At 56.3% G+C, this 19,480-nt stretch carries 15 protein-coding genes; 13 read left to right on the plus strand and 2 right to left on the minus strand.

The features are described from left to right. Positions 1-27: 27 nt before the first annotated feature. From galE to OCX61_RS20475, 9 genes are all read left to right on the plus strand, one after another. Positions 28-1,068: a UDP-glucose 4-epimerase GalE gene (gene galE / locus OCX61_RS20435; RefSeq protein ID WP_261941123.1), complete on the plus strand. Its 1,041-nt coding sequence runs from the start codon at positions 28-30 to the stop codon at positions 1,066-1,068. 26 nt (positions 1,069-1,094) lie between these two features. Further along, positions 1,095-2,879: a glycosyltransferase family 2 protein gene (locus tag OCX61_RS20440; RefSeq protein ID WP_261941124.1), complete on the plus strand. Its 1,785-nt coding sequence runs from the start codon at positions 1,095-1,097 to the stop codon at positions 2,877-2,879. Between the two features lie 5 nt (positions 2,880-2,884). Then, a complete protein-coding gene (locus OCX61_RS20445) occupies positions 2,885-4,171 on the plus strand; it encodes a glycosyltransferase family 4 protein (protein ID WP_261941125.1) in 1,287 nt (428 codons plus the stop codon). 113 nt (positions 4,172-4,284) lie between these two features. Further along, on the plus strand, positions 4,285-5,403 hold the full coding sequence (locus OCX61_RS20450; protein ID WP_261941126.1) for a polysaccharide pyruvyl transferase family protein: 1,119 nt from the start codon (positions 4,285-4,287) through the stop codon (positions 5,401-5,403). 182 nt (positions 5,404-5,585) lie between these two features. Beyond that, entirely contained in the window at positions 5,586-6,752 is a 1,167-nt protein-coding gene (locus OCX61_RS20455; RefSeq protein ID WP_261941127.1) for a hypothetical protein, read from the plus strand. A gap of 320 nt (positions 6,753-7,072) precedes the next feature. Then, positions 7,073-7,837: an acyltransferase gene (locus OCX61_RS20460; protein WP_261941128.1), complete on the plus strand. Its 765-nt coding sequence runs from the start codon at positions 7,073-7,075 to the stop codon at positions 7,835-7,837. A gap of 332 nt (positions 7,838-8,169) precedes the next feature. Beyond that, positions 8,170-9,033 carry a class I SAM-dependent methyltransferase gene (locus OCX61_RS20465; protein WP_261941129.1) on the plus strand — a complete coding sequence of 288 codons (864 nt, stop codon included), beginning with the start codon at positions 8,170-8,172 and terminating at the stop codon, positions 9,031-9,033. A gap of 784 nt (positions 9,034-9,817) precedes the next feature. Beyond that, complete coding sequence (locus tag OCX61_RS20470) at positions 9,818-11,968, plus strand: glycoside hydrolase family 99-like domain-containing protein (RefSeq protein ID WP_261941130.1); 2,151 nt, start codon at positions 9,818-9,820, stop codon at positions 11,966-11,968. Between the two features lie 14 nt (positions 11,969-11,982). Further along, a complete protein-coding gene (locus OCX61_RS20475; RefSeq protein WP_261941131.1) occupies positions 11,983-13,125 on the plus strand; it encodes a glycosyltransferase family 4 protein in 1,143 nt (380 codons plus the stop codon). A 75-nt stretch (positions 13,126-13,200) separates the two neighbouring features. Here the strand turns inward: OCX61_RS20475 and OCX61_RS20480 are convergent, their stop codons facing one another. Both OCX61_RS20480 and gmd read right to left on the minus strand, forming a co-directional pair. Next, positions 13,201-14,154 carry a GDP-mannose 4,6-dehydratase gene (locus OCX61_RS20480; protein ID WP_261941132.1) on the minus strand — a complete coding sequence of 318 codons (954 nt, stop codon included), beginning with the start codon at positions 14,152-14,154 and terminating at the stop codon, positions 13,201-13,203. A gap of 75 nt (positions 14,155-14,229) precedes the next feature. Beyond that, positions 14,230-15,261, minus strand: a complete 1,032-nt coding sequence (gene gmd / locus OCX61_RS20485; RefSeq protein ID WP_261941133.1) for a GDP-mannose 4,6-dehydratase — start codon at positions 15,259-15,261, stop codon at positions 14,230-14,232. A 387-nt stretch (positions 15,262-15,648) separates the two neighbouring features. Here gmd and rfbB point away from each other — a divergent pair, with 387 nt between their 5' ends. The 4 genes from rfbB to OCX61_RS20505 are packed head-to-tail and all read left to right on the plus strand — an operon-like array spanning position 15,649 to position 19,461. Then, entirely contained in the window at positions 15,649-16,725 is a 1,077-nt protein-coding gene (gene rfbB, locus OCX61_RS20490) for a dTDP-glucose 4,6-dehydratase (RefSeq protein ID WP_261941134.1), read from the plus strand. After that, positions 16,722-17,627: a dTDP-4-dehydrorhamnose reductase gene (rfbD, locus tag OCX61_RS20495; RefSeq protein WP_261941135.1), complete on the plus strand. Its 906-nt coding sequence runs from the start codon at positions 16,722-16,724 to the stop codon at positions 17,625-17,627. Before rfbB ends, rfbD begins: the two co-directional genes overlap by 4 nt. After that, the gene (rfbA, locus tag OCX61_RS20500) at positions 17,624-18,514 is read left to right on the plus strand and encodes a glucose-1-phosphate thymidylyltransferase RfbA (RefSeq protein WP_261941136.1); all 891 of its coding nucleotides are present in this window, start codon (positions 17,624-17,626) and stop codon (positions 18,512-18,514) included. The genes rfbD and rfbA overlap by 4 nt, the downstream gene beginning before the upstream one ends. Positions 18,515-18,543: 29 nt before the next feature. Next, positions 18,544-19,461 (plus strand): glycosyltransferase, encoded by a 918-nt coding sequence (locus tag OCX61_RS20505; protein ID WP_261944346.1) that lies wholly within the window; start codon positions 18,544-18,546, stop codon positions 19,459-19,461. Positions 19,462-19,480 lie beyond the last annotated feature (19 nt).

Raw genomic sequence — 19,480 nt, forward strand, 5'->3', positions numbered from 1 at the left:
ACAAAATCTTTCTGAAGGACTTGAATGATGAGCAACACAGTTTTGGTAACTGGAGGAGCGGGCTACATAGGCTCCCACGCCGTGCTGGCACTGCTGCAAAATGGCAAGAACGTAGTCGTCCTGGATAACCTCAGCAACAGCCTGCGTGCGGCTCTGGATCACGTCGAGAACATTTGCGGAAAGCGTCCGGTATTCGTGGAAGGTGACATTCGAGACAGCGCACTGCTGGATCAGGTGTTCAGTGAACACGCGATCGAAGCGGTGTTCCATTTTGCAGGCCTGAAGGCAGTGGGCGAAAGCGTCAGAGAGCCTGAAAAATACTACGACAACAATGTCGCTGGCACACTCACCTTGCTCAAGACCATGAACCAACATGGCGTTTTCAATTTTGTTTTCAGTTCTTCGGCCACCGTCTACGGTTGCCCGTCTGAGATGCCGATCAGCGAAGAGACTAAGGTTGAACGCCCCACCAACCCCTATGGGCGCACGAAGCTGATCATCGAAGATATGCTGAGGGACTTCAGCGATGCCGATGAGCGCTGGAACATCGCGCTACTGCGTTACTTCAACCCAATCGGCGCGCACGAAAGCGGCCTGTTGGGGGAGCACCCACAAGGCATCCCGAATAACCTTCTGCCGTACATCAGCCAGGTGGCAATTGGCACGCTCAAAGAACTCAAAGTCTTTGGCAATGATCACCCTACTCCAGACGGCACTGGCATCAGAGACTACATCCACGTAGTCGACCTGGTCGAGGGCCACTTGAAAGCCCTTGATTTCATATGTGAGCACAAGGGACTTCACACATGGAATCTTGGAACAGGCACTGGCTACAGCGTTATCGAGATCATTGACTCCTTCGAGCAAGTGACCGGACAGAACATCCCCTACTCCTTTACCGAGCGGCGCGCGGGCGATGTCGCGGAGAGTTGGTCGAACCCAGCGAAAGCAAAGGTGGAAATGAACTGGGTCGCCAGCCGTACGTTAGAGGACATGATTCGTGACACTTGGCGCTGGCAGTCCAACTACCCGGCAGGGTACGCCAGCACCCCCACCCCCACTCATTGAAAAAATATTCACCCAGGGAAAAAGCAGTGAATACTGAAACCGTGGTCCCCGAGCCTAAACAATCAAAAGCCATACCCAACCCACCCGTTGTGCTGAACGATATCGCCACACAACCGGTCACGCTGACAGCGAAGAACGGCTCGAAGAAAATCATTATCAAACTGGATAGCATCCAGCAATCGGACAGCCGCATCCAGCTGGATATTTGGGCCACGCAAGCAGGTCTGCCGTTTTGCCTGGCGGCGCCCAACAAAGCGATTCCTTGCGAGATTTCAACGACCTCGAGAGCAGATGTGGAAGCCTCCATCGGCAACCAGTCGAGCCTGAAAGTTTCCGGTTACCGCATCCTTGCAAAATTGTCGTCTCCACCCCCTAAAGACCTGTACCTGACGTTCAACTTCGAAGGCACCGTCTTTGCTTACAAGCTGCCGTCGAAGAGGGCATTTGCCGATACGTTCGACATCAGCGAGCTCGAACTAGAAAGTTCGACCAACGCCCAGGCCCACATTGATCTCTGCGGCGCCATCCCTGGAAAAGTCGGAGTTATTTCGGGCTGGAGCATTGCCAAGCCCGGGGTTACGCTGTGGCTGGTCGACTCGAAGGGCAACAAGAAAGACCTTTCGACTTGCCTTCGCTTCCATCGCGATGACATTGCGAAAATCTTCAAGAGTGAATACTCGTCACAAATCGTCTACGGTGGTTTTGTAACCGACTGGCCTTACCCACAGGATATCGAAGATCACCTCGCGGTCGTCGAGCAGAAGGGCGATCAGTTCAAACTTATCGCAACAGTGCGCTGGACGACGATCGCTGATGACCCTGTGAACTACGCGGAATTTGCGTTCAAACTGGCCACTCCCGCGCAGGATTTCAATACCCGGCTCAACGCCTGGGAAGGCGATGTCGTAAACTCTCTGATCTTCGAAAAAAATCTGGAAAATCAGAGAAACGATTTACCCGCTACATGCTGGCAATTCGGCAGTCTGCTCGAAGAGCAGGTTAAAACCAGTGTCATCGTTCCGTTGTACGGCCGCTGGGATTTCGTCGAGCACCAACTGAGCGCTTTCGCCAAAGACCCTGCGTTCAAAGAAAGCGCAGAGATCGTTTATGTCATTGATGACCCTGCGCTGATCAACGCTTTCGTCAACGAAGCAGAATCACTCTTCAAGCTTTATCAGGTTCCCTTCACAATTGTCTGGGGTCACCGTAACCGAGGTTTCTCCGGCGCCAACAACTTGGGTGTGAAGCATTCCAAAGGCGACACGCTGATCCTGCTCAACAGTGACGTTTTCCCCCGCCACACTGGCTGGGTCGAAAGCCTCAGCCAATGCCTGGAAGACAATCCTGAATACGGAATGATCGGGCCAAGACTGCTCTTCCCGGATGGCAGTATCCAGCATTGCGGAATGCAGTTCGTCTACTCGCAAAGCTGGAGCGTATGGCTTAACAAGCATCCACTGGCAGGCCTTGATCCAGCGCTGGATCAAGCGGTTGGCCTGACGGAAAAACCAGCCATCACCGGTGCCTGTGTTGCAATCAAGCGTAGCACCTACGACAAAATCGAAGGCCTCGACGAAGGCTACCTGATTGGTGACTTTGAAGACTCGGACCTGTGTTTGAAAGTGCACGCCGAAGACTTGAAGATCGGCTACCTCCCCTCCGTGGTGCTCACCCACCTCGAGCGTCAGTCCTTCACCTTGCTCGGCGATGTCTCGTATCGAACGCTGGTCGTCAGGTTCAACGCGTGGCGCCATACGAAAAAATGGGGCAAGAACATCGAGAAGATCATGAACAAATTCAAGTCGGAGTGAACACGATGAGCAAAGATCGCATTCTGGTCCTGGCGCATGGCCACCCAGACTTCAACTTGGGGGGCGGAGAAATTGCCGCCTACAATTTGTTCAAAGCCTTCAAGAACAACCCCGACGTGGAGAAAGCCTGGTTCATAGGCCGCGTGGACCGCGGTAACGGCCCCACTGGCAGTTTCAGCTTGCGCCGAGAGGACGAGTACCTGTGGGAACAATCCCTGGGTAACTCATTCCTTATCAAGGCAGCGAACGCCCATGCGGTATGGCATGGTTTCCGCGCCATGATCGCGGCTCTCAAACCGACCAAGATCTATGCACACCATTACTTCCACCTTGGGCTGGAATACTTCCGCATCATCAAGCAGGAGCTTCCTAACGCCCAGCTGATCGTGACCCTGCATGAGTACATGGCCATTTGTCACCAGCAGGGTCAAATGGTCAAGGCCGGCACCAAGAAGCTTTGCTACGAGTCTTCCATCGATGATTGCCATCGCTGCATCCCTTCGTTCAGCCGAGAGCAATTCTGGCTTCGCGAGATGTTCATCAAGGAACACTTCGAGTTCGTTGATCACTTTGTCTCTCCGTCCGAGTTCCTGCGCCAGCGTTATATTGCCTGGGGCATCGAGCCACAGAACATCACGGTGATTGAAAACGGACAAGACGAAGCTGAGCCAGCGCCGCCGAGGGTTACCACATCGGCGCGCAACCGCTTCGGCTTCTTCGGCCAGATCAATGAATTCAAGGGGGCCGACCTGCTCCTTGAAGCCATCACCCGGCTGACACCAAAGCAACGCAAAAAAATCGTCGTTGAATTCCACGGCGCAAACCTTGAGCATCAATCTCACGAGTTCCAGAAAAAGATCAATGACCTGATGCAGCCCCTGATTGCCGAGGGTTGTGTGCGCTGGGCAGGGCCCTACCAGGCCTCGCAACTCAAGAGCAGACTGGCGAAAATCGACTGGGTGCTGGTGCCTTCCATCTGGTGGGAAAACTCACCGATGGTCATTCAGGAAGCGTTCATTTATGGGCGCCCTGTCATCTGCGCCAACATTGGCGGCATGGCTGAGAAAGTCACCCATGGCGTAAACGGTCTGCACTTCGAAGCTCGCAACGCCATCGACCTGGCGGACACTCTGCTGGAAGCAGCTACAACCGAGGGGCTCTGGGAAAGCCTGCACGACGGCATCGTCAAACCTATCAGTTATTCCGAATGTGCAGTCGAGCATCTCAAGATCACCCCGCAGCGCGGCCCCAAAAATGAAAAAATCTCGCTGATGAACTTGTCGCCCGCGTAGAAACCAGCCGTTCAAGAGCAAAGCGCCCAAAGGCGCTTTGCTTTGAATTTCAGTAGCGCAATGGTGAGGCTAGCGGCATTAGCACACCATTCGTCAATACAATGGAGATCCGCATGCCAAATATCTTTACCTTCGGCCTGAATGAGTCTGTGGCGGCCTCCCATAGCATTGCCACGCCAGAGCTGTACAATCTGGTTGGACACAATACTGGCAACCTGGCTTTCCATTACGCGATCAACCGTATTATCGGTACCGTACCGCGAACCGTCTCTTGGAGCACGAACCCTGAGATTATAAACTCGATGGGGGATATTGGGATCATGCCCTGTGCCAACCAGTTGGGAACCCATATGAACATGGGGGGGTTGGCCAATGTTTTCAAACAGCTTAAACCTAACTTCGTCGCCATCGGCCTCGGCGCTCAAGGTGGTGTTGGCCACAATGATATTCCTGTGCTGCCAGAAGGCACTCTCGCTTGGCTGGATGCATTGGTAGCACGCGCAGCTTCAAGCCACCCGAATATCACAGTCCGTGGTGACTATACGCTGCGGGTCCTTGACCATTACGGCTTTGGGGATAAAGCAGTATCTTTGGGCTGCCCATCACTGCTGATCAATAAGGCAACTGATCACGGCGTCAAGCTGCAAGAGTTGTACAAGAAAAAAGTCAGCAAGGTCGCCATTGCCGCAGGGCATCCTAACTGGAAAGCGCTCAGCACACTTGAATCCTCCTTGGTACGCATGATGGAAGATACCAATGGGATGTATATCGTGCAGGCGACCGACGAAGCGGTGGCATTGTCGCGCAATGATTTCGACTCAGTTAATCCAGAATATATTCAAAAACTGAAAGGCTACCTCAAGCTCAACCTTGATGACAGTCAATTTGCTCAGTGGATCCGAAAATACTTTATTTCCTTCTACAACATCCCTGCATGGATGGAGTACTTGCGACGCTTCGATTTCGTGGTGGGTGCGAGAATCCATGGCGTTATGCTCGCGATCCAAGCTGGTGTACCCGGACTCTGCATCGCTCATGATTCACGCATTCGCGAACTGTGTGAAAAATGCAAAATTCCTTTCGTCATGGCTGACGCTGTGAAAGATGGGATAAACGTCCAAGACCTGCAACACTTGGTAGAGTTTGATGGCCAAGCCTTTGACAAAAATCGCCAAATTATCGCCGAACAATACCAAACCTTCCTTCAGCAGAACGGAATTGCCAAGCGCTAACACTATAGCTATTGCTATTGCTTCAGCTTGACTGCAGAGGTGGCTTTCACCTACCCCCGAAAGCCACCCTTCCTCTAATGCACAACAAGCCGCCCCATAAATAAACACTCACCACTCCCAAGACACCAAAACCCAGACCACGCTAAATAAAAAATCCTGACAAACAAAATCAAAACCTACCGATGCCAAAAACCTCAATACCGCTATTATTTCTGACGATTATCACCTCTCTCCAGGCCAGCGGTGCCACATCCCCATTGCAGATTACTGCGCAGCCACACAACATCGAAACCATTTTTGACTGGAGCAAACAACGATGTTTCAAGGAAAACATCCCAGACTCTCCGGCAAGAGCATTTCACTCCATTGATGGCTCGGTATACCTTTATGCTACACACTATAAAAACACCCCCCTGAAAGGCTCGAGCCTTGACAACCTGAAACCTGATTGCAACACGTTATTCTCAGGCTCACTCGATTCAAATCCTGAGCGCTATGATGCCCGTATTTGGCTACAAACTTTTTATAGCACTAACAAAGGCCAAGATATCTACAGCCTCGGTAGTTCCGACTATCACGGCAAATGGTTCAATAATTGCCAGCATAACGACAGCCACGATTGCTGGATGAGCGCAATAGTTCTGGCACACTCTGGAGACGGTGGCAAACACTTCCGCTCTGCTCCCGCCCCACATCATATTGTCGCTAAATCCCCTGCTGGTTTTTCGAATACTCGCAAGGGAGCAACTGGCTTCCTAACAACATCCAATATTGTCATGCTTGGCGAACATTACTACGCATTATTCAACACAGCCCCCTACAAGAAACAAGCCCGCGGAAATTGCTTGGCAAGAACTAATAACTTAGCAAGCCCTAGGTCCTGGCTAGCTTGGAATGGCAAAGCTTTTTCCGACCCACTGTATAAAAATACAGCCCCTCACTCAGACGGCCAATCTTGCAAAATACTAGAAACTCTCCCATACAAAGTTCGCAGCCTGCTATGGCATCCAGCCAGCAAGCAATACATCGCCGTATTTGAAGTAACCAAATTACATAATACCACCAAAAGAATAGACATACAATTTAGCTACGCCCTATCTGAAAACCTAAAAGACTGGAGCAAACCCGAGACCATTATCACACTGAAGGGGAACGAACACTGCCAGAACACTCAAATCGCTGGCGCATACCCTTCAATAATTGACAGCACATCTTCTGATGAAAATTTCGGCACGGTTAATGACACCGCCTACCTCTACTACACAAAGTTCAATCTCAATCAAAGCTGCCAACTAAGTTTCGACCGAGACCTGGTTAGAATCCCAATTCAAATACGGCCAAAGCAATGAGTTATCTGTTAAGCCGATAACGGGCAGCGAAGGGCCTCATATGCCAACATCGGCAAAAGTGGAGCTTGCAATAGATAGTTAATCAGCGTTGCCTATCCGAAAGCTGTGCAAGCAATGCATCCTTGAGGATTGCGAATCGACCTTACGACTCTTTCGCCAGTGCAGTCGACGACTGAAGCAAACCTTTCATCAAACTTTGCTAAGGATGACTCGATGGCTCATAACGCACCTCCCGAGCGAACATTTTCTGCCTTGGCGTAATTTTCTATTGCAGCACGACGCGCATGGTTAGATACTTCATATTTTCTCGGGGAGGACTTATGCAAGGTTCCATTCTGCAAGCCGCACTGGATCGACTGACTGCTAAAAGCAGGAGCGAATTGGTTGAAGCAGTGCAACATTTTAACGAAAACAAATCAGCAAACCCCTCTGTACTTTCTTGCTTCGCTTCCACCCAAGTGAAAGGTGACATCACACACCCAGCTTTGGCAGGCAAGGGCAACGTTCTCATACGCGGAAGTAACAGCGAATCGAATAATTCGAAGATCTCGATCAATGGCAACAATAATATTATTTTTTTGGGACCGCACAGCCGCCTAAGCAATGCAGACATCCGAATAAACTGCAATCACTCAATACTCTATTTTGGCGGATTTACCACAGTAGAGAGCATGACAACCATCCTGAGTGGTGACGAGGGGAAAATTGAGATCGGCGACTTCTGCATGCTTTCTGCACGAATCATAATTGACCGAAGCGATCACCACTCTATTTACGACACCGCTACTGGCCAAAAGATAAACCTGGACCAAGACGTGATCATATCCGATCATGCATGGATAGGTCGCGATGTTCGAATTTCTAAAGGCGCATTCATTGGGCAGGACGCAATTATAGGTCAGTCGTCTCTTGTAACCGGACACGTACTTCCCGGATGTGCTTATGGGGGCGTTCCAGCCAAGCTAATTCGAGAAGGTGTGACTTGGTCTAGAATGAAGTGCGACACTCTAGATCAGATGCGTGAAAGCGACCGCCATCAAAAATTCTTGAAATCCGTAGAGCACATCAAGAGCAGAACCCAATAATCTCTGGCTATTGCCCAATGAGCGTACGGGCAGCGCTGGCAGCCCGTTACCTCGAAAAGAACCGTTGCATGAACATTTCGGCCGCCCAAGGGCCTGGTAAATCTGTCGCAAATCTCGGATGCTGCGGTCATTATGGCCTGACAAATATTTTCCACGTTGTTTGAATGATAAAACTGCGCCGATTGGCCCCCTCCACCCGGTTAGCCTGCGGCGTCCATCGCGCGCCTTCCGTGCGTTTACTCCAAGAAAAATTCTGGTTTGGTCTTTGGATTAAGGATGGAGTACAGTCAAATCCCTCATCCGAGCTACATAACCAACAGCAAGGAGGTACGATGGATCGCGTCGACATTTACAAGTCTCTTGCGGCTCACACGAACGAAAAAGGAAAATTCTTCAAGTACCTGAGAACCCTGCCAATCGATGTTGTTGGCGACCTGATGCTGAATGTTCCCGAACACCACGAAGACCTCAGGCGCATCCTCCCCAGGATGGCACCCGACGAAATCCAGCGTAACTGGAACGGTTCATCCGGTTACGATCTCCTCCTGCAAAGCTGCGCCTTCATGCGCACCCTGGAATGCGGCGTCAACCGCTTCTCGGGGCGTTCACTCGACAATGCCAAAATCCTCGACTTCGGCTGCGGCTGGGGACGGCTGCTGCGCCTCCTCTACAAATTCACCGCGCCCGAGAACATCTACGGCTGCGACCCTTGGGACCAGTCACTGCAGATTTGCGCTGACTGCGGCATCACCGGCAACCTGGCACAATCCGACTATCTTCCCGAAAACCTGCCATTTCCAGGCATGAAGTTCGACTTCATCTACGCCTATTCGGTCTTCACCCACCTGTCCGAAAAAGCCGCACTGGCGGCCGTTTCTGCCTGCCGCAAGCATATTGCCGACGATGGCCTGCTGATCATCACGGTTCGCCCGAAATCGTACTGGGAGGTGCATCCCGACAGCCAGAACCATCTGGTGGTCAAATCGCAGATGATCAAAGATCACGAGCGCAAAGGCTTCGCCTTTACCCCACACGGTGTCGGCACACCGGCACAGGTCAATGGCGAGATCACCTATGGCGACAGTTCGATGACCCTCGACTACATCAAGGATCATTGGCGCGAATGGCAGGTGGTGGGCACCGAGCACTTCCTGCAGGACCCGTATCAGATGCTGGTTTTCCTGAAACCGAAATAACCCCCTCCAACGCGCCCTTCCGATGCGCAGCAACCATTGTTCAATGCGAGCGGTGTCGGAATTTCCGGCGCCGCCGTTCTGACACCTGCCCTAGCGCAGACCAAGGTGCTGTGCCACAATCGGCAGCTTGTCTTTCATGAAATCCGTGGAAAAATCGCTGGGCTTTTTTTGCCAGCGCTTCCTTGGTCAATCGACCGTTGGAGTGGCTTCAACTGGCGTTTCAACCGACATCCAAGCGTGTGATTCATTCATCGGCCCCCAGGCAAAGGTACAGGGCCATGTGATGACGTCGTTTACGTCTTACTTTCAGGTGGAAATCGCTTTGCACAAACGCCTCCGTCTAAACAAACCTATTCGCTTCGAGGCGCAACATCGGCCCCGGGCCTGCATCGTGTGCGAACAGGACAGTGCACACGGTTGTCTGTCGTGTGGGTCTGGAACATTTCATGATTTTTCTGGTCCAGGCTGGACGTTGCGCCCCCGGTGCGCCCTGCCCGCCTGGATGACGACCTATGAACCCGGCGTGGCCAGCCCTGCGAACGGGCTCGCTTGAACACCGCGTACCGGCCTGCTGCCCTTGCTCGGCGTGCCGCGCAGCATAGGGCGCTCGCCCAGAACGCGAATACAACGCTGACAGACCTGATGAATAACCGAATAGGTAGACCAAGCCTGTGAGAATGGGAATTCTTATATGCCTCAAATGAAGCAACGTATAAAAAACGAGATTTATGAGGCGTACCGTAAGCTGCCTCTGTCTACTGATAGTCGCTTGAAGTTCAGGCACTTGTTGTTCAGTAATTTTTCTTTCATTTTCAAAGACCTCTACGCCTACAAGTGCTGGCTGGATTATCAGCAGAAACTGGAGGCGCCGGCCGCCGTCGCCGCAGTCCAGGCGCCGCCCGCATCCGCCGCGTTCAGCGCCAGGGCACTGCCTGACGCCGATGGCATTTGGGAATGGCAGGACTACCCCAGCGTTCGCGCGCGCATCGCCCAGGCCAAGGCTGCTGATCGCGCCAGCCGGCCGGTCGAGCCCATCGCGACGCTGGACTTCAGCCCGCAAGAGCTGGCTGAAAAAGCAGCACGCCTGCGCTTCCGCGACCCGGGCCCGGCGCCACGAGTGTCGGTGATCGTTCCGGTGTACAACAATGTCAAGCTAACGATCGAATGCCTGGCATCCCTCGCCCGGCACATGCCTTCGGGCATGCCGGTCGAGATCATCGTCGCGGACGATGCCTCCAGCGACGACACCCAGGCACTGCTGGGCACGCTGGCCAACATCCGCTACCTGCGCCACGAGCAGAACGTGGGCTTCCTGCGCAACTGCAATCGCGCCATGGCCAAGGTCAATGGCCAGTACACGGTCTACCTGAACAACGATGTGCAGGTCACCGCCGGCTGGCTCGAAGCGCTGCTGGCCACCTTCGATCGATACGACAATGTCGGCGCCGTCGGGCCCAAGTTCGTCTACCCCAGCGGCCACCTGCAGGAGGCGGGCGCAGCGCTGGCCACCGACGGCACCGCGACCATGGTCGGTTTTGGCGAAAACCCCAACGAACCGCGCTTCAACTACACCCGTCGCGTGGACTACGTTTCCGGTGCGTGCCTGATGGCCCCCACCGCCCTGCTCAAGCGCCTTGGCGGCTTCTCGGAAGAGTTTCTGCCGTGCTACTGCGAAGACAGCGACCTGTGCCTGAGCATTCGCGCCGACGGCCATGAAATCTATTACAACCCACAGGCCACCATCATCCATCACCTGTCCAAGACCACTGCGGCCACCGACAGCGATTTCAAGATGGCCTGTATCTCCAAGAACATCAGCGTGCTGAACCGCAAGTGGGCGTCGTCGATCGAAAAGAACTTCGACCCTCGGCTCATCGCGTTCTTCCTGCCGCAATTCCATCCGGTGCCGGAGAACGACTTATGGTGGGGCAAAGGCTTCACCGAATGGACCAACGTCAGCAAGGCTTACCCGAACTTCGTCGGCCACTACCAGCCACGTATCCCAGCTGACCTTGGCTACTACGACCTGCGCCTGACAGAAGTACTCAAGGCCCAGGCCGAACTGGCCCAGCGCTACGGCATCCACGGCTTCTGCTTCTATTACTACTGGTTCGATGGCCACCGCTTGCTGGAGCGCCCGGTAGAGCAACTGCTGCTCAGCGACAAGCCTGATATCCCGTTCTGCCTGTGCTGGGCCAACGAAAACTGGACCCGGCGCTGGGACGGTATGGAGCAGGAAGTGCTGATGGCACAGGCCCATACCGACGAGGATGACGTCGCAGTCATTTACGACTTGATGCGTTTCTTCAAAGACGACCGCTACATCAAGATCGACGGCCGCCCGCTGATCCTGATCTACCGCGTCACCTTGTTCCCCGACTTCGCCAAAACCGCTGCCACGTGGCGCAAGGTGTGCCGCGAGCAAGGGCTGGGTGAAATCTACATCGCCATGGTCGAGTCGTTCGAACTGGCCCAGGCCAATACGCCGCCTTCTGCGTTCGGCTGCGACGCTGCAGTGGAATTCCCGCCGCAAGGCATGGCAGAGATCAAGCCACCAAGCGGCGCTGTGGTAAACCCGGAGTTCACCGGGAATGTTGCAGATTATCGTGACGTCGCCGTGCGCTACGCATCGCGCCCTGCCCCAGGCTACACCCGCTTCAAGGGCGCAATGCCGGGCTGGGACAATACCGCACGGCGCCAGCACGCCGGGTTCTGCTTCGAGCAGGCTACGCCCGGGGCCTTCCAGGCATGGCTGGAGGAGTCGATTACCGACACCCGCGAGCAGAACTTCGGCGACGAGCGCCTGGTGTTCATCAACGCCTGGAACGAATGGGCCGAGGGCGCCTATCTGGAGCCTGACCGCCGGTTCGGCCACACCTACCTCGAAGCGGTAAGCAACGCGCTGGACGCCTCGCGTCTGCTGAAAAAAAACTGAACGGCTGAATAGCGATGACTCAGATCATTAACGACAGTAGAGACGTATGCCTCGCGGGCCATCCCTTCGCCCCCATCGGCATGGGCGAACACGTACGCGCTACGTTTCGCTCGCTGAGGGCGGCCTACGCCACGCCTCAGGTGCACGACATCTATAAGATGGTCCAGCCCAACAAGGCGGAAGTCGCCGAATTTGGCCAGGCCATGGTGGAAAACCCGGCGCCTATCAACATCTTCCACATCAATGGCAACGAAGTGAAGCCGGTGTGGGAGCACATCAGCCACTCGCGCCCGTGGACCGGCTACAACATTGTCTACCCATTGTGGGAGCTACCCCGCTACCCCGAAGAGTGGGCGGTAGAGCTCGACCGTTTCGATGAAATCTGGGCCGCTTCGCGCTTTGTCATGGAGGGCCTCCAGGCGGCGTGCAAGAAGCCCGTGATACACATGCCCCTGGCCACCGAAATCAACCTCGACACGTTCATGAGCCGTCGCTACTTCGGTTTGCCGGAAGCGGACTATGTGTTCCTGTTCTTCTACGATTTGCGTTCCTACTCGACGCGCAAGAACCCTGAGGGTGTGTTGCACGCGTTCAGAAAGTTGATGGAGAAACGGCCTTTCACCAAAACGCACCTGGTGATCAAGGTGAACGGGGTCGATATGAACCCGCAAGCCTACGAGGCCCTCAAGGCCGAGGTCCACGACCTGCACAACCGGGTGACGCTGATCGACCGCATGATGAGCAGCAGCGAGGTCAAGAACCTGCTGCGCTGCAGTGACTGCTTCGTGTCGCTGCACCGTTCCGAAGGCTACGGCTTCGGTATCGCCGAAGCGATGGCGCTGGGCAAGCCGGTGATAGCCACCGCCTACTCGGGGAACATGGACTTCATGACCGAGGACACCAGCCTGGCGGTGGATTATCACCTGATCCCGGTGCTGGAAGGCGAGTATCCGCACCACGAGGGCCAGCGCTGGGCAGACCCGGACTATGAGCAAGCTGCCAGGTACATGGTCAAACTGGTCGATGAGCCAGAAATGGGCCGTGCCGTCGGCAAGCGTGCACGCCTGCACATGCAGAACTACTTCGACTACCGCTACACCGGCTTGCGCTACCGCGAACGCCTGAACGAGATTCGCCAGATGCTCGCCAAGGCCTGACCCCCGTCAGCGTTGCCGCCGCAAAAAAAAGCGCCTGAGCATACTCAGGCGCTTTTTCATTCAGCTGGCGGTGACTCAGCCAGCCGCTATCTGTTCCCGCCAGTAATCGAGGATACTTTCCACCGTCTGCGCCAGCGGCGTGGCAGGCGCCCAGCCCAGCTCCGCGAGAATGCGCCGATTGCTACCCGCCGCCACCGGGATGTCCGAAGGACGCAGGCGCTCAGGGTCGGTCTGCACCTCAATTGGCACCGTGGTGTGCGCCAGCAATTCATCGAGCACCGCGCGGATCTTGCGGCTTGAGCCGGACGAGATGTTGTAGACCCGATGCTCAAGCCTGCCCACCGGCACCCCGACCAGCCTTGCATAGGCGTCGCACACATCCTCGACACTGAGGAAATCGCGGCTCGCCTCGAGGTTGCCGACCTTGAGCACCGGCGGCTGCAAACCGGCTTCGATCAGGGCGATCTGCCTGGCAAACGACGCCGTCACGAAGTCGGCGCTTTGCCCCGGGCCAATATGGTTGAACGGCCGGACGATAACGCCGCTCAACCCTTGGCGCAGGTACTGCGTTACCGCCAATTCGGCGGCCAGCTTGCTGGCTGCGTAAGGGTTCATCGGCGCACAGGCCGCGTCCTCCTCCAGCAGCTCGCCGCGCTTGAAGGTTTCGCCGTAGACTTCGGACGAGCTGACGAACAGGGTGAAGCAATCAGGCGCGTGGGCCTTGAGCGACTCCATCAGGTTCAGCGTGCCGATGACATTAGTGTTCCAGGTCAGCATCGGGTTCTTGAAGCTGACTGCCACATTGGAAACTGCAGCCAGGTGAATCAGGTGCGTCGGCCGAACCCGTTGGATGACCGCGTCGACGCTGGTGCGGTCGCAGATGTCCATCACCTCGTAGTGGTGGCCGCTGTCTGTCGGTGCAGGCGACGATGCGACCGAGCCAAACACTTCATGGCGGTCGGCCAGCAAGCGCCGGTGCAGCACCTTCCCGACAAAACCACTGGCCCCGGTCAACAGGATCCTGGTCATGGTTGAAACTCCAGATCGGTTGCACGAGCGTTTCACCCGCGTGGCGAAACGCTCAGGCTCCTTGGTGGGCGAGTATCAGAAGGAGAACCCTTGCTGGTTACGGCGCAGGTCGGCCTCGACCATCATGCGGCACAGCTCTTCGAGGGTGGTCTTGGCTTCCCAGCCCAGCACGTTCTTGGCCTTTTCCGGGTTGCCGAGCAGCAGGTCGACTTCGGTGGGACGATAGAACTTGGGGTTGACCGCAACGAGGGTCTTGCCGGTGGCATCGTCGATACCGATTTCATTCTCGTCCTTGCCCTGCCAGGCAATGTTGATGTCGACCGCCTTGCAAGCGAGGGTGACGAAATCACGAACCGACTCGGTGCGGTTGGTGGCGAGCACGAAGGTGTCCGGCTCGTCGACCTGCAGCATGCGCCACATACCTTCGACGTACTCCTTGGCAAAGCCCCAGTCGCGCTTGGCGTCGAGGTTGCCAAGCTGTAGCAGGTCCAGCTTGCCCTGCTTGATCTTGGCCACGGAGTCGGTGATCTTGCGGGTCACGAACTCACGGCCGCGCAGGGGCGATTCGTGGTTGAACAGAATGCCGCTGGTACCGAAGATGCCATACGACTCACGGTAGTTGATGGTCATCCAGTGCGCGTAGAGCTTGGCCACACCGTAAGGGCTGCGGGGGTAGAACGGGGTGCTTTCGACCTGAGGCACTTCCTGTACCTTGCCGAACATCTCGGAAGTAGAGGCCTGGTAGAAACGCACCTTAGGGTTGACGATGCGGATGGCTTCCAGCAGGTTGACGGCGCCCAGGCCGGTGATTTCAGAAGTGGTGATCGGCTGGTCGAAGGACACCCCGACAAAGCTCTGTGCTGCCAGGTTGTACACTTCCGTCGCCTGGGTGGTTTCCAGCAGGCGGATGCTGGACGACAGGTCGGTCAGGTCATACTCGACCAAGTGCAGGTTGGGGTGCTGATCAAGGCCCAGTTCGCTCAGGCGCCAGAAGTTCACCGAACTGGTGCGCCGGTAGGTGCCGTACACGGTATAGCCTTTGCCCAGCAGCAGCTCTGCCAGATAGGCTCCATCCTGGCCTGTGATACCCGTGACGATAGCGATCATATATCCTCCGAAAATATTCCCTGCGGTGCCTGATAGGCTGCAATTGGTTGGTAGACCAGCAGCGCGACATGATACTGGCTAAGCGTCGCCAAGACGAGGATAGCGGCCAGGTGCTTTTGCTCAGGATCGAGACAATGCGGTAATGGCTGGATTCCGCTTCGCCATAAGTTCGAGCTTTATCGGAATTTTCCTACAATATGCTGCAAATAAATGGCAGCAATCGCCCGGCCATACCTTTTTGGCTGGCAGTGCCGGCGGGCACCTATTATCGCGAGCTATGAATCATCAGGTATACTTTCGCCAGCCGTCTTTATGGTTAAGCCGTTCGAATATGGACTATGCAGACTCCATTCGGAATCTGTCAGAACCTCAAGGTAGAAAACTCTCGTGAAGATCCTAGTAACAGGCGGTGCCGGCTTCATCGGCTCGGCAGTCGTGCGCCACATCATTTCCAGCACCGAAGATTCGGTGGTCAACGTCGACAAGCTGACCTACGCCGGCAACCTGGAGTCGCTGCAGTCAGTCGAGCAGAACGCACGCTATGCGTTCGAACGCGTCGACATCTGCGATCGCGCCGAACTCGACCGCGTGTTCCGCGAGCACCAGCCTGACGCCGTGATGCACCTGGCCGCCGAATCCCACGTCGACCGCTCCATCAGCGGCCCGTCCGAATTCATCCAGACCAACATCATCGGCACCTACAACCTGCTGGAAGCCGCACGCGGCTACTGGGCTGCCCTGGACGAAACGCGCAAGGCGGCGTTCCGCTTCCACCACATTTCCACCGATGAAGTGTATGGCGACCTTGAAGGCCCGGAAGACCTGTTCACCGAGACCACGCCCTACCAGCCAAGCTCGCCGTACTCGGCCAGCAAGGCCAGCTCCGACCACCTGGTACGCGCCTGGGCACGTACTTACGGTCTGCCGACCCTGGTCACCAACTGCTCGAACAACTACGGCCCGTTCCACTTCCCGGAAAAACTCATCCCGCTGGTGATCCTCAATGCACTGGAAGGCAAGCCGCTGCCTATCTACGGCAAGGGTGACCAGATTCGCGACTGGCTGTACGTCGAAGACCACGCCCGCGCGCTGTACAAGGTGGTGACCGAAGGTGAGGTAGGCGAAACCTACAACATCGGCGGCCACAACGAGAAACAGAACATCGAAGTGGTGCGCACCGTCTGCGCCCTGCTCGACGAGCTACGCCCCGATTCGGCGTTCCGCCCGCATGTCGAACTGCTGACCTACGTACAGGATCGTCCAGGCCACGACCTTCGTTACGCGATCGACGCCAGCAAGATCCAGCGTGAGCTGGGCTGGGTACCGGAAGAAACCTTCGAATCGGGCATCCGCAAGACCGTGCAGTGGTACCTGGACAACCCTGAGTGGGTCGCGCATGTGAAAAGCGGCAGCTACCAGCAATGGATCGATTCCAACTACACCACTCGTACAGGCCAGGCATGAAGATTCTCCTGCTGGGTAAAAACGGCCAGGTCGGCTGGGAGCTGCAGCGGGCACTGAGCGTGCTCGGCGAAGTGGTAGCCCTGGACCGCCACCTGGCGCCGACTGCCTATGGCGAACTGGCCGGCGACCTGTCGGACCTCAACGGCTTGCGCGACACCATCCGCGCTGTAGCACCTCAGGTAATCGTCAACGCGGCGGCCTACACCGCTGTCGACAAGGCCGAGAGCGATCGCGAACTTGCCCATACGGTCAACGCCCTGGCCAGCCAGGTAATGGCTGAAGAAGCCAAGCGCCTCGACGCCTGGCTGGTGCATTACTCCACCGACTACGTGTTCGACGGCAGCGGTTCGGCCCCCTGGCAGGAAACCGACGCTGTGGCGCCGGTCAACTACTACGGCGCCACCAAGCTCGAGGGTGAGCAGCTGATTGCCGCCTCGGGCTGCAAGCACCTGATCTTCCGCACCAGCTGGGTGTATGCGGCACGGGGCAACAACTTTGCCAAGACCATGCTGCGCCTGGCCAAGGACAGGCAGACGCTGAACGTCATCGCCGACCAGGTCGGCGTGCCTACCGGTGCCGACCTGCTGGCCGACGTGGCCGTGGCCGCGCTGCAGCAAGCCCTGCGCAACCCTGAGCTGGGTGGCATCTACCACCTGGCCCCGGCTGGTGAAACCAGCTGGCACGCCTACGCCAGCTTCGTCATCGAGTTCGCCCGCAGCCTGGGTGAAACCCTGACCGTGGAAGCGGTCAACCCGATCCCGACCACCGAGTACCCGACGCCCGCCAAACGGCCGTTGAACTCGCGCCTGGCCACCGCAAAACTGCGCAACGCTTTTTCTCTGCACTTGCCGGATTGGCAAAGTGGTGTCACCCGCATGCTTATGGAAGCTTTGAATAAATGAACACGACCAATCGTAAAGGGATCATTCTGGCTGGCGGTTCGGGTACGCGTCTGCACCCGCTGACCCTGGGCGTTTCCAAGCAGATGCTACCCATCTACGACAAACCGATGATCTTCTACCCGCTGTCGGTGCTGATGTTGGCCGGCATGCGCGAAATCCTGATCATCTCCACCCCGGAAGACCTGCCTGCGTTTCGCAAGCTGCTGGGTGATGGCAGCCAGTACGGCGTGCAGCTGAGCTACGCCGAACAACCAAGCCCGGACGGCTTGGCGCAGGCGTTTATCATTGGCGAAGAGTTCATCGGCAAGGACCCTTGCTGCCTGATCCTGGGCGACAACATCTTCTACGGCCAGCACTTCTCCGACAATCTGCGCACGGCAACCAACCAGACCGAAGGCGCCACCGTGTTCGGTTACCACGTTGCCGACCCGGAGCGCTTCGGCGTGGTCGAGTTCGATGCCAACGGCCGCGCCCTGAGCATCGAAGAAAAGCCGGCCAAGCCCAAGTCCAGCTACGCGGTGACCGGCCTGTACTTCTACGACAACCAGGTCGTGGAAATTGCCAAGAACATCAAGCCATCGCCTCGTGGCGAGCTCGAAATCACCGACGTGAACAGTGCCTACCTGGCTCAGAAGAACCTCAGCGTCGAGATTCTCGGCCGTGGCTTCGCCTGGCTCGATACCGGTACCCATCAGTCGCTGATGGAAGCCAGTCACTTCATCCAGACCATCGAAGAGCGCCAAGGCTGGAAAGTGGCTTGCCTTGAAGAAATTGCCTACACCAACGGCTGGATCAGCGAAGAACAGGTGGCCAGCCAGGCAGACAAGCTCAAGAAAACCGGCTACGGCCAGTACTTGCAGCGCCTTCTGGAGCCAGGTCACCACTGAGCATGCCAGCCGCTACCCACGTGTTAGGCATGGCCGCTGCGCCAGCCAAGGTAGCCGTGCTGCTCGCGGCTTATAACGGCCGCGAATGGATAGAGGCGCAATTGGCCTCTATCCAGGCTCAGGTGCGGGTCGACGTCGATATTTATATCAGCGTCGACCCCTCCACCGATGGTACCGAGGTATGGTGCGCCGAATATGCCCTCGCGCACTCCAACGTTGTACTCCTCCCCCCCTCCGGCCCGTTCAAGGGCGCTTCACGCAACTTCTTCCGCCTGATCAGGGATGTCGACCTTTCGACGTACGACTACGTGGCATTTTCCGATCAGGATGATCTGTGGTACGCAGACAAACTCGAACGGGCCGTGACGGCACTGCGCGATAGTCAAGCCGACGGTTATTCGAGCAATGTGGTTGCGTTCTGGAAGAATGGGCGGCGACTGCTTGTGAACAAGGCACAACCCCAGGTGCGCTGGGATCACCTGTTCGAAGCTGCAGGCCCTGGTTGCACCTATGTGCTGAGCCAGGCGCTGGCGTCAGCGTTCAAGGCAAAGATTCTGAGCTGCTGGGATGCGGCGCAGGGGGTCGACCTTCACGACTGGTTCTGCTACGCCTTTGCCCGCAGCCAGGGTTACCGATGGATGATCGATCCTGAGCCGGGGCTGGATTACCGGCAGCATGAACGCAATCAGGTCGGGGTCAACAATGGCGTAGCGTCCGCCCTCGCCAGGTGGCGGAAGATCACCGATGGCTGGTGGTTCAGCCAGGTCTGGCTGACCGCTTCGCTGCTGGAAATCGCCAACCCGTTCATGGGCCTCGATGGCTACCATGGCAAGGCGTTCGCCTGGTTGAAGATGGCCTGCAACAGCACCAAGTGTCGTCGCCGAACCCGCGACCGGGCAGTACTGTCACTCATTTGCCTGTACAAGGCAGCGTTTGACCGGCGTTGATCTGGTGGGAGGGCTGAGG

This window comes from Pseudomonas sp. LRP2-20 (assembly GCF_024349685.1).
In the GTDB taxonomy this organism is placed as follows: domain Bacteria; phylum Pseudomonadota; class Gammaproteobacteria; order Pseudomonadales; family Pseudomonadaceae; genus Aquipseudomonas.

What these genes read in the sequence shown, in the direction of transcription:
- OCX61_RS20445 (WP_261941125.1), top strand. Translation starts at nt 2,885, where the DNA reads ATGAGCAAAGATCGCATTCTGGTCCTGGCGCATGGCCACCCAGACTTC.
- galE (WP_261941123.1), top strand. Translation starts at nt 28, where the DNA reads ATGAGCAACACAGTTTTGGTAACTGGAGGAGCGGGCTACATAGGCTCC.
- OCX61_RS20505 (WP_261944346.1), top strand. Translation starts at nt 18,544, where the DNA reads ATGGCCGCTGCGCCAGCCAAGGTAGCCGTGCTGCTCGCGGCTTATAAC.
- OCX61_RS20480 (WP_261941132.1), bottom strand. Translation starts at nt 14,154, where the DNA reads ATGACCAGGATCCTGTTGACCGGGGCCAGTGGTTTTGTCGGGAAGGTG.
- OCX61_RS20455 (WP_261941127.1), top strand. Translation starts at nt 5,586, where the DNA reads ATGCCAAAAACCTCAATACCGCTATTATTTCTGACGATTATCACCTCT.
- OCX61_RS20450 (WP_261941126.1), top strand. Translation starts at nt 4,285, where the DNA reads ATGCCAAATATCTTTACCTTCGGCCTGAATGAGTCTGTGGCGGCCTCC.
- rfbA (WP_261941136.1), top strand. Translation starts at nt 17,624, where the DNA reads ATGAACACGACCAATCGTAAAGGGATCATTCTGGCTGGCGGTTCGGGT.
- rfbD (WP_261941135.1), top strand. Translation starts at nt 16,722, where the DNA reads ATGAAGATTCTCCTGCTGGGTAAAAACGGCCAGGTCGGCTGGGAGCTG.
- OCX61_RS20460 (WP_261941128.1), top strand. Translation starts at nt 7,073, where the DNA reads ATGCAAGGTTCCATTCTGCAAGCCGCACTGGATCGACTGACTGCTAAA.
- OCX61_RS20465 (WP_261941129.1), top strand. Translation starts at nt 8,170, where the DNA reads ATGGATCGCGTCGACATTTACAAGTCTCTTGCGGCTCACACGAACGAA.
- gmd (WP_261941133.1), bottom strand. Translation starts at nt 15,261, where the DNA reads ATGATCGCTATCGTCACGGGTATCACAGGCCAGGATGGAGCCTATCTG.
- OCX61_RS20475 (WP_261941131.1), top strand. Translation starts at nt 11,983, where the DNA reads ATGACTCAGATCATTAACGACAGTAGAGACGTATGCCTCGCGGGCCAT.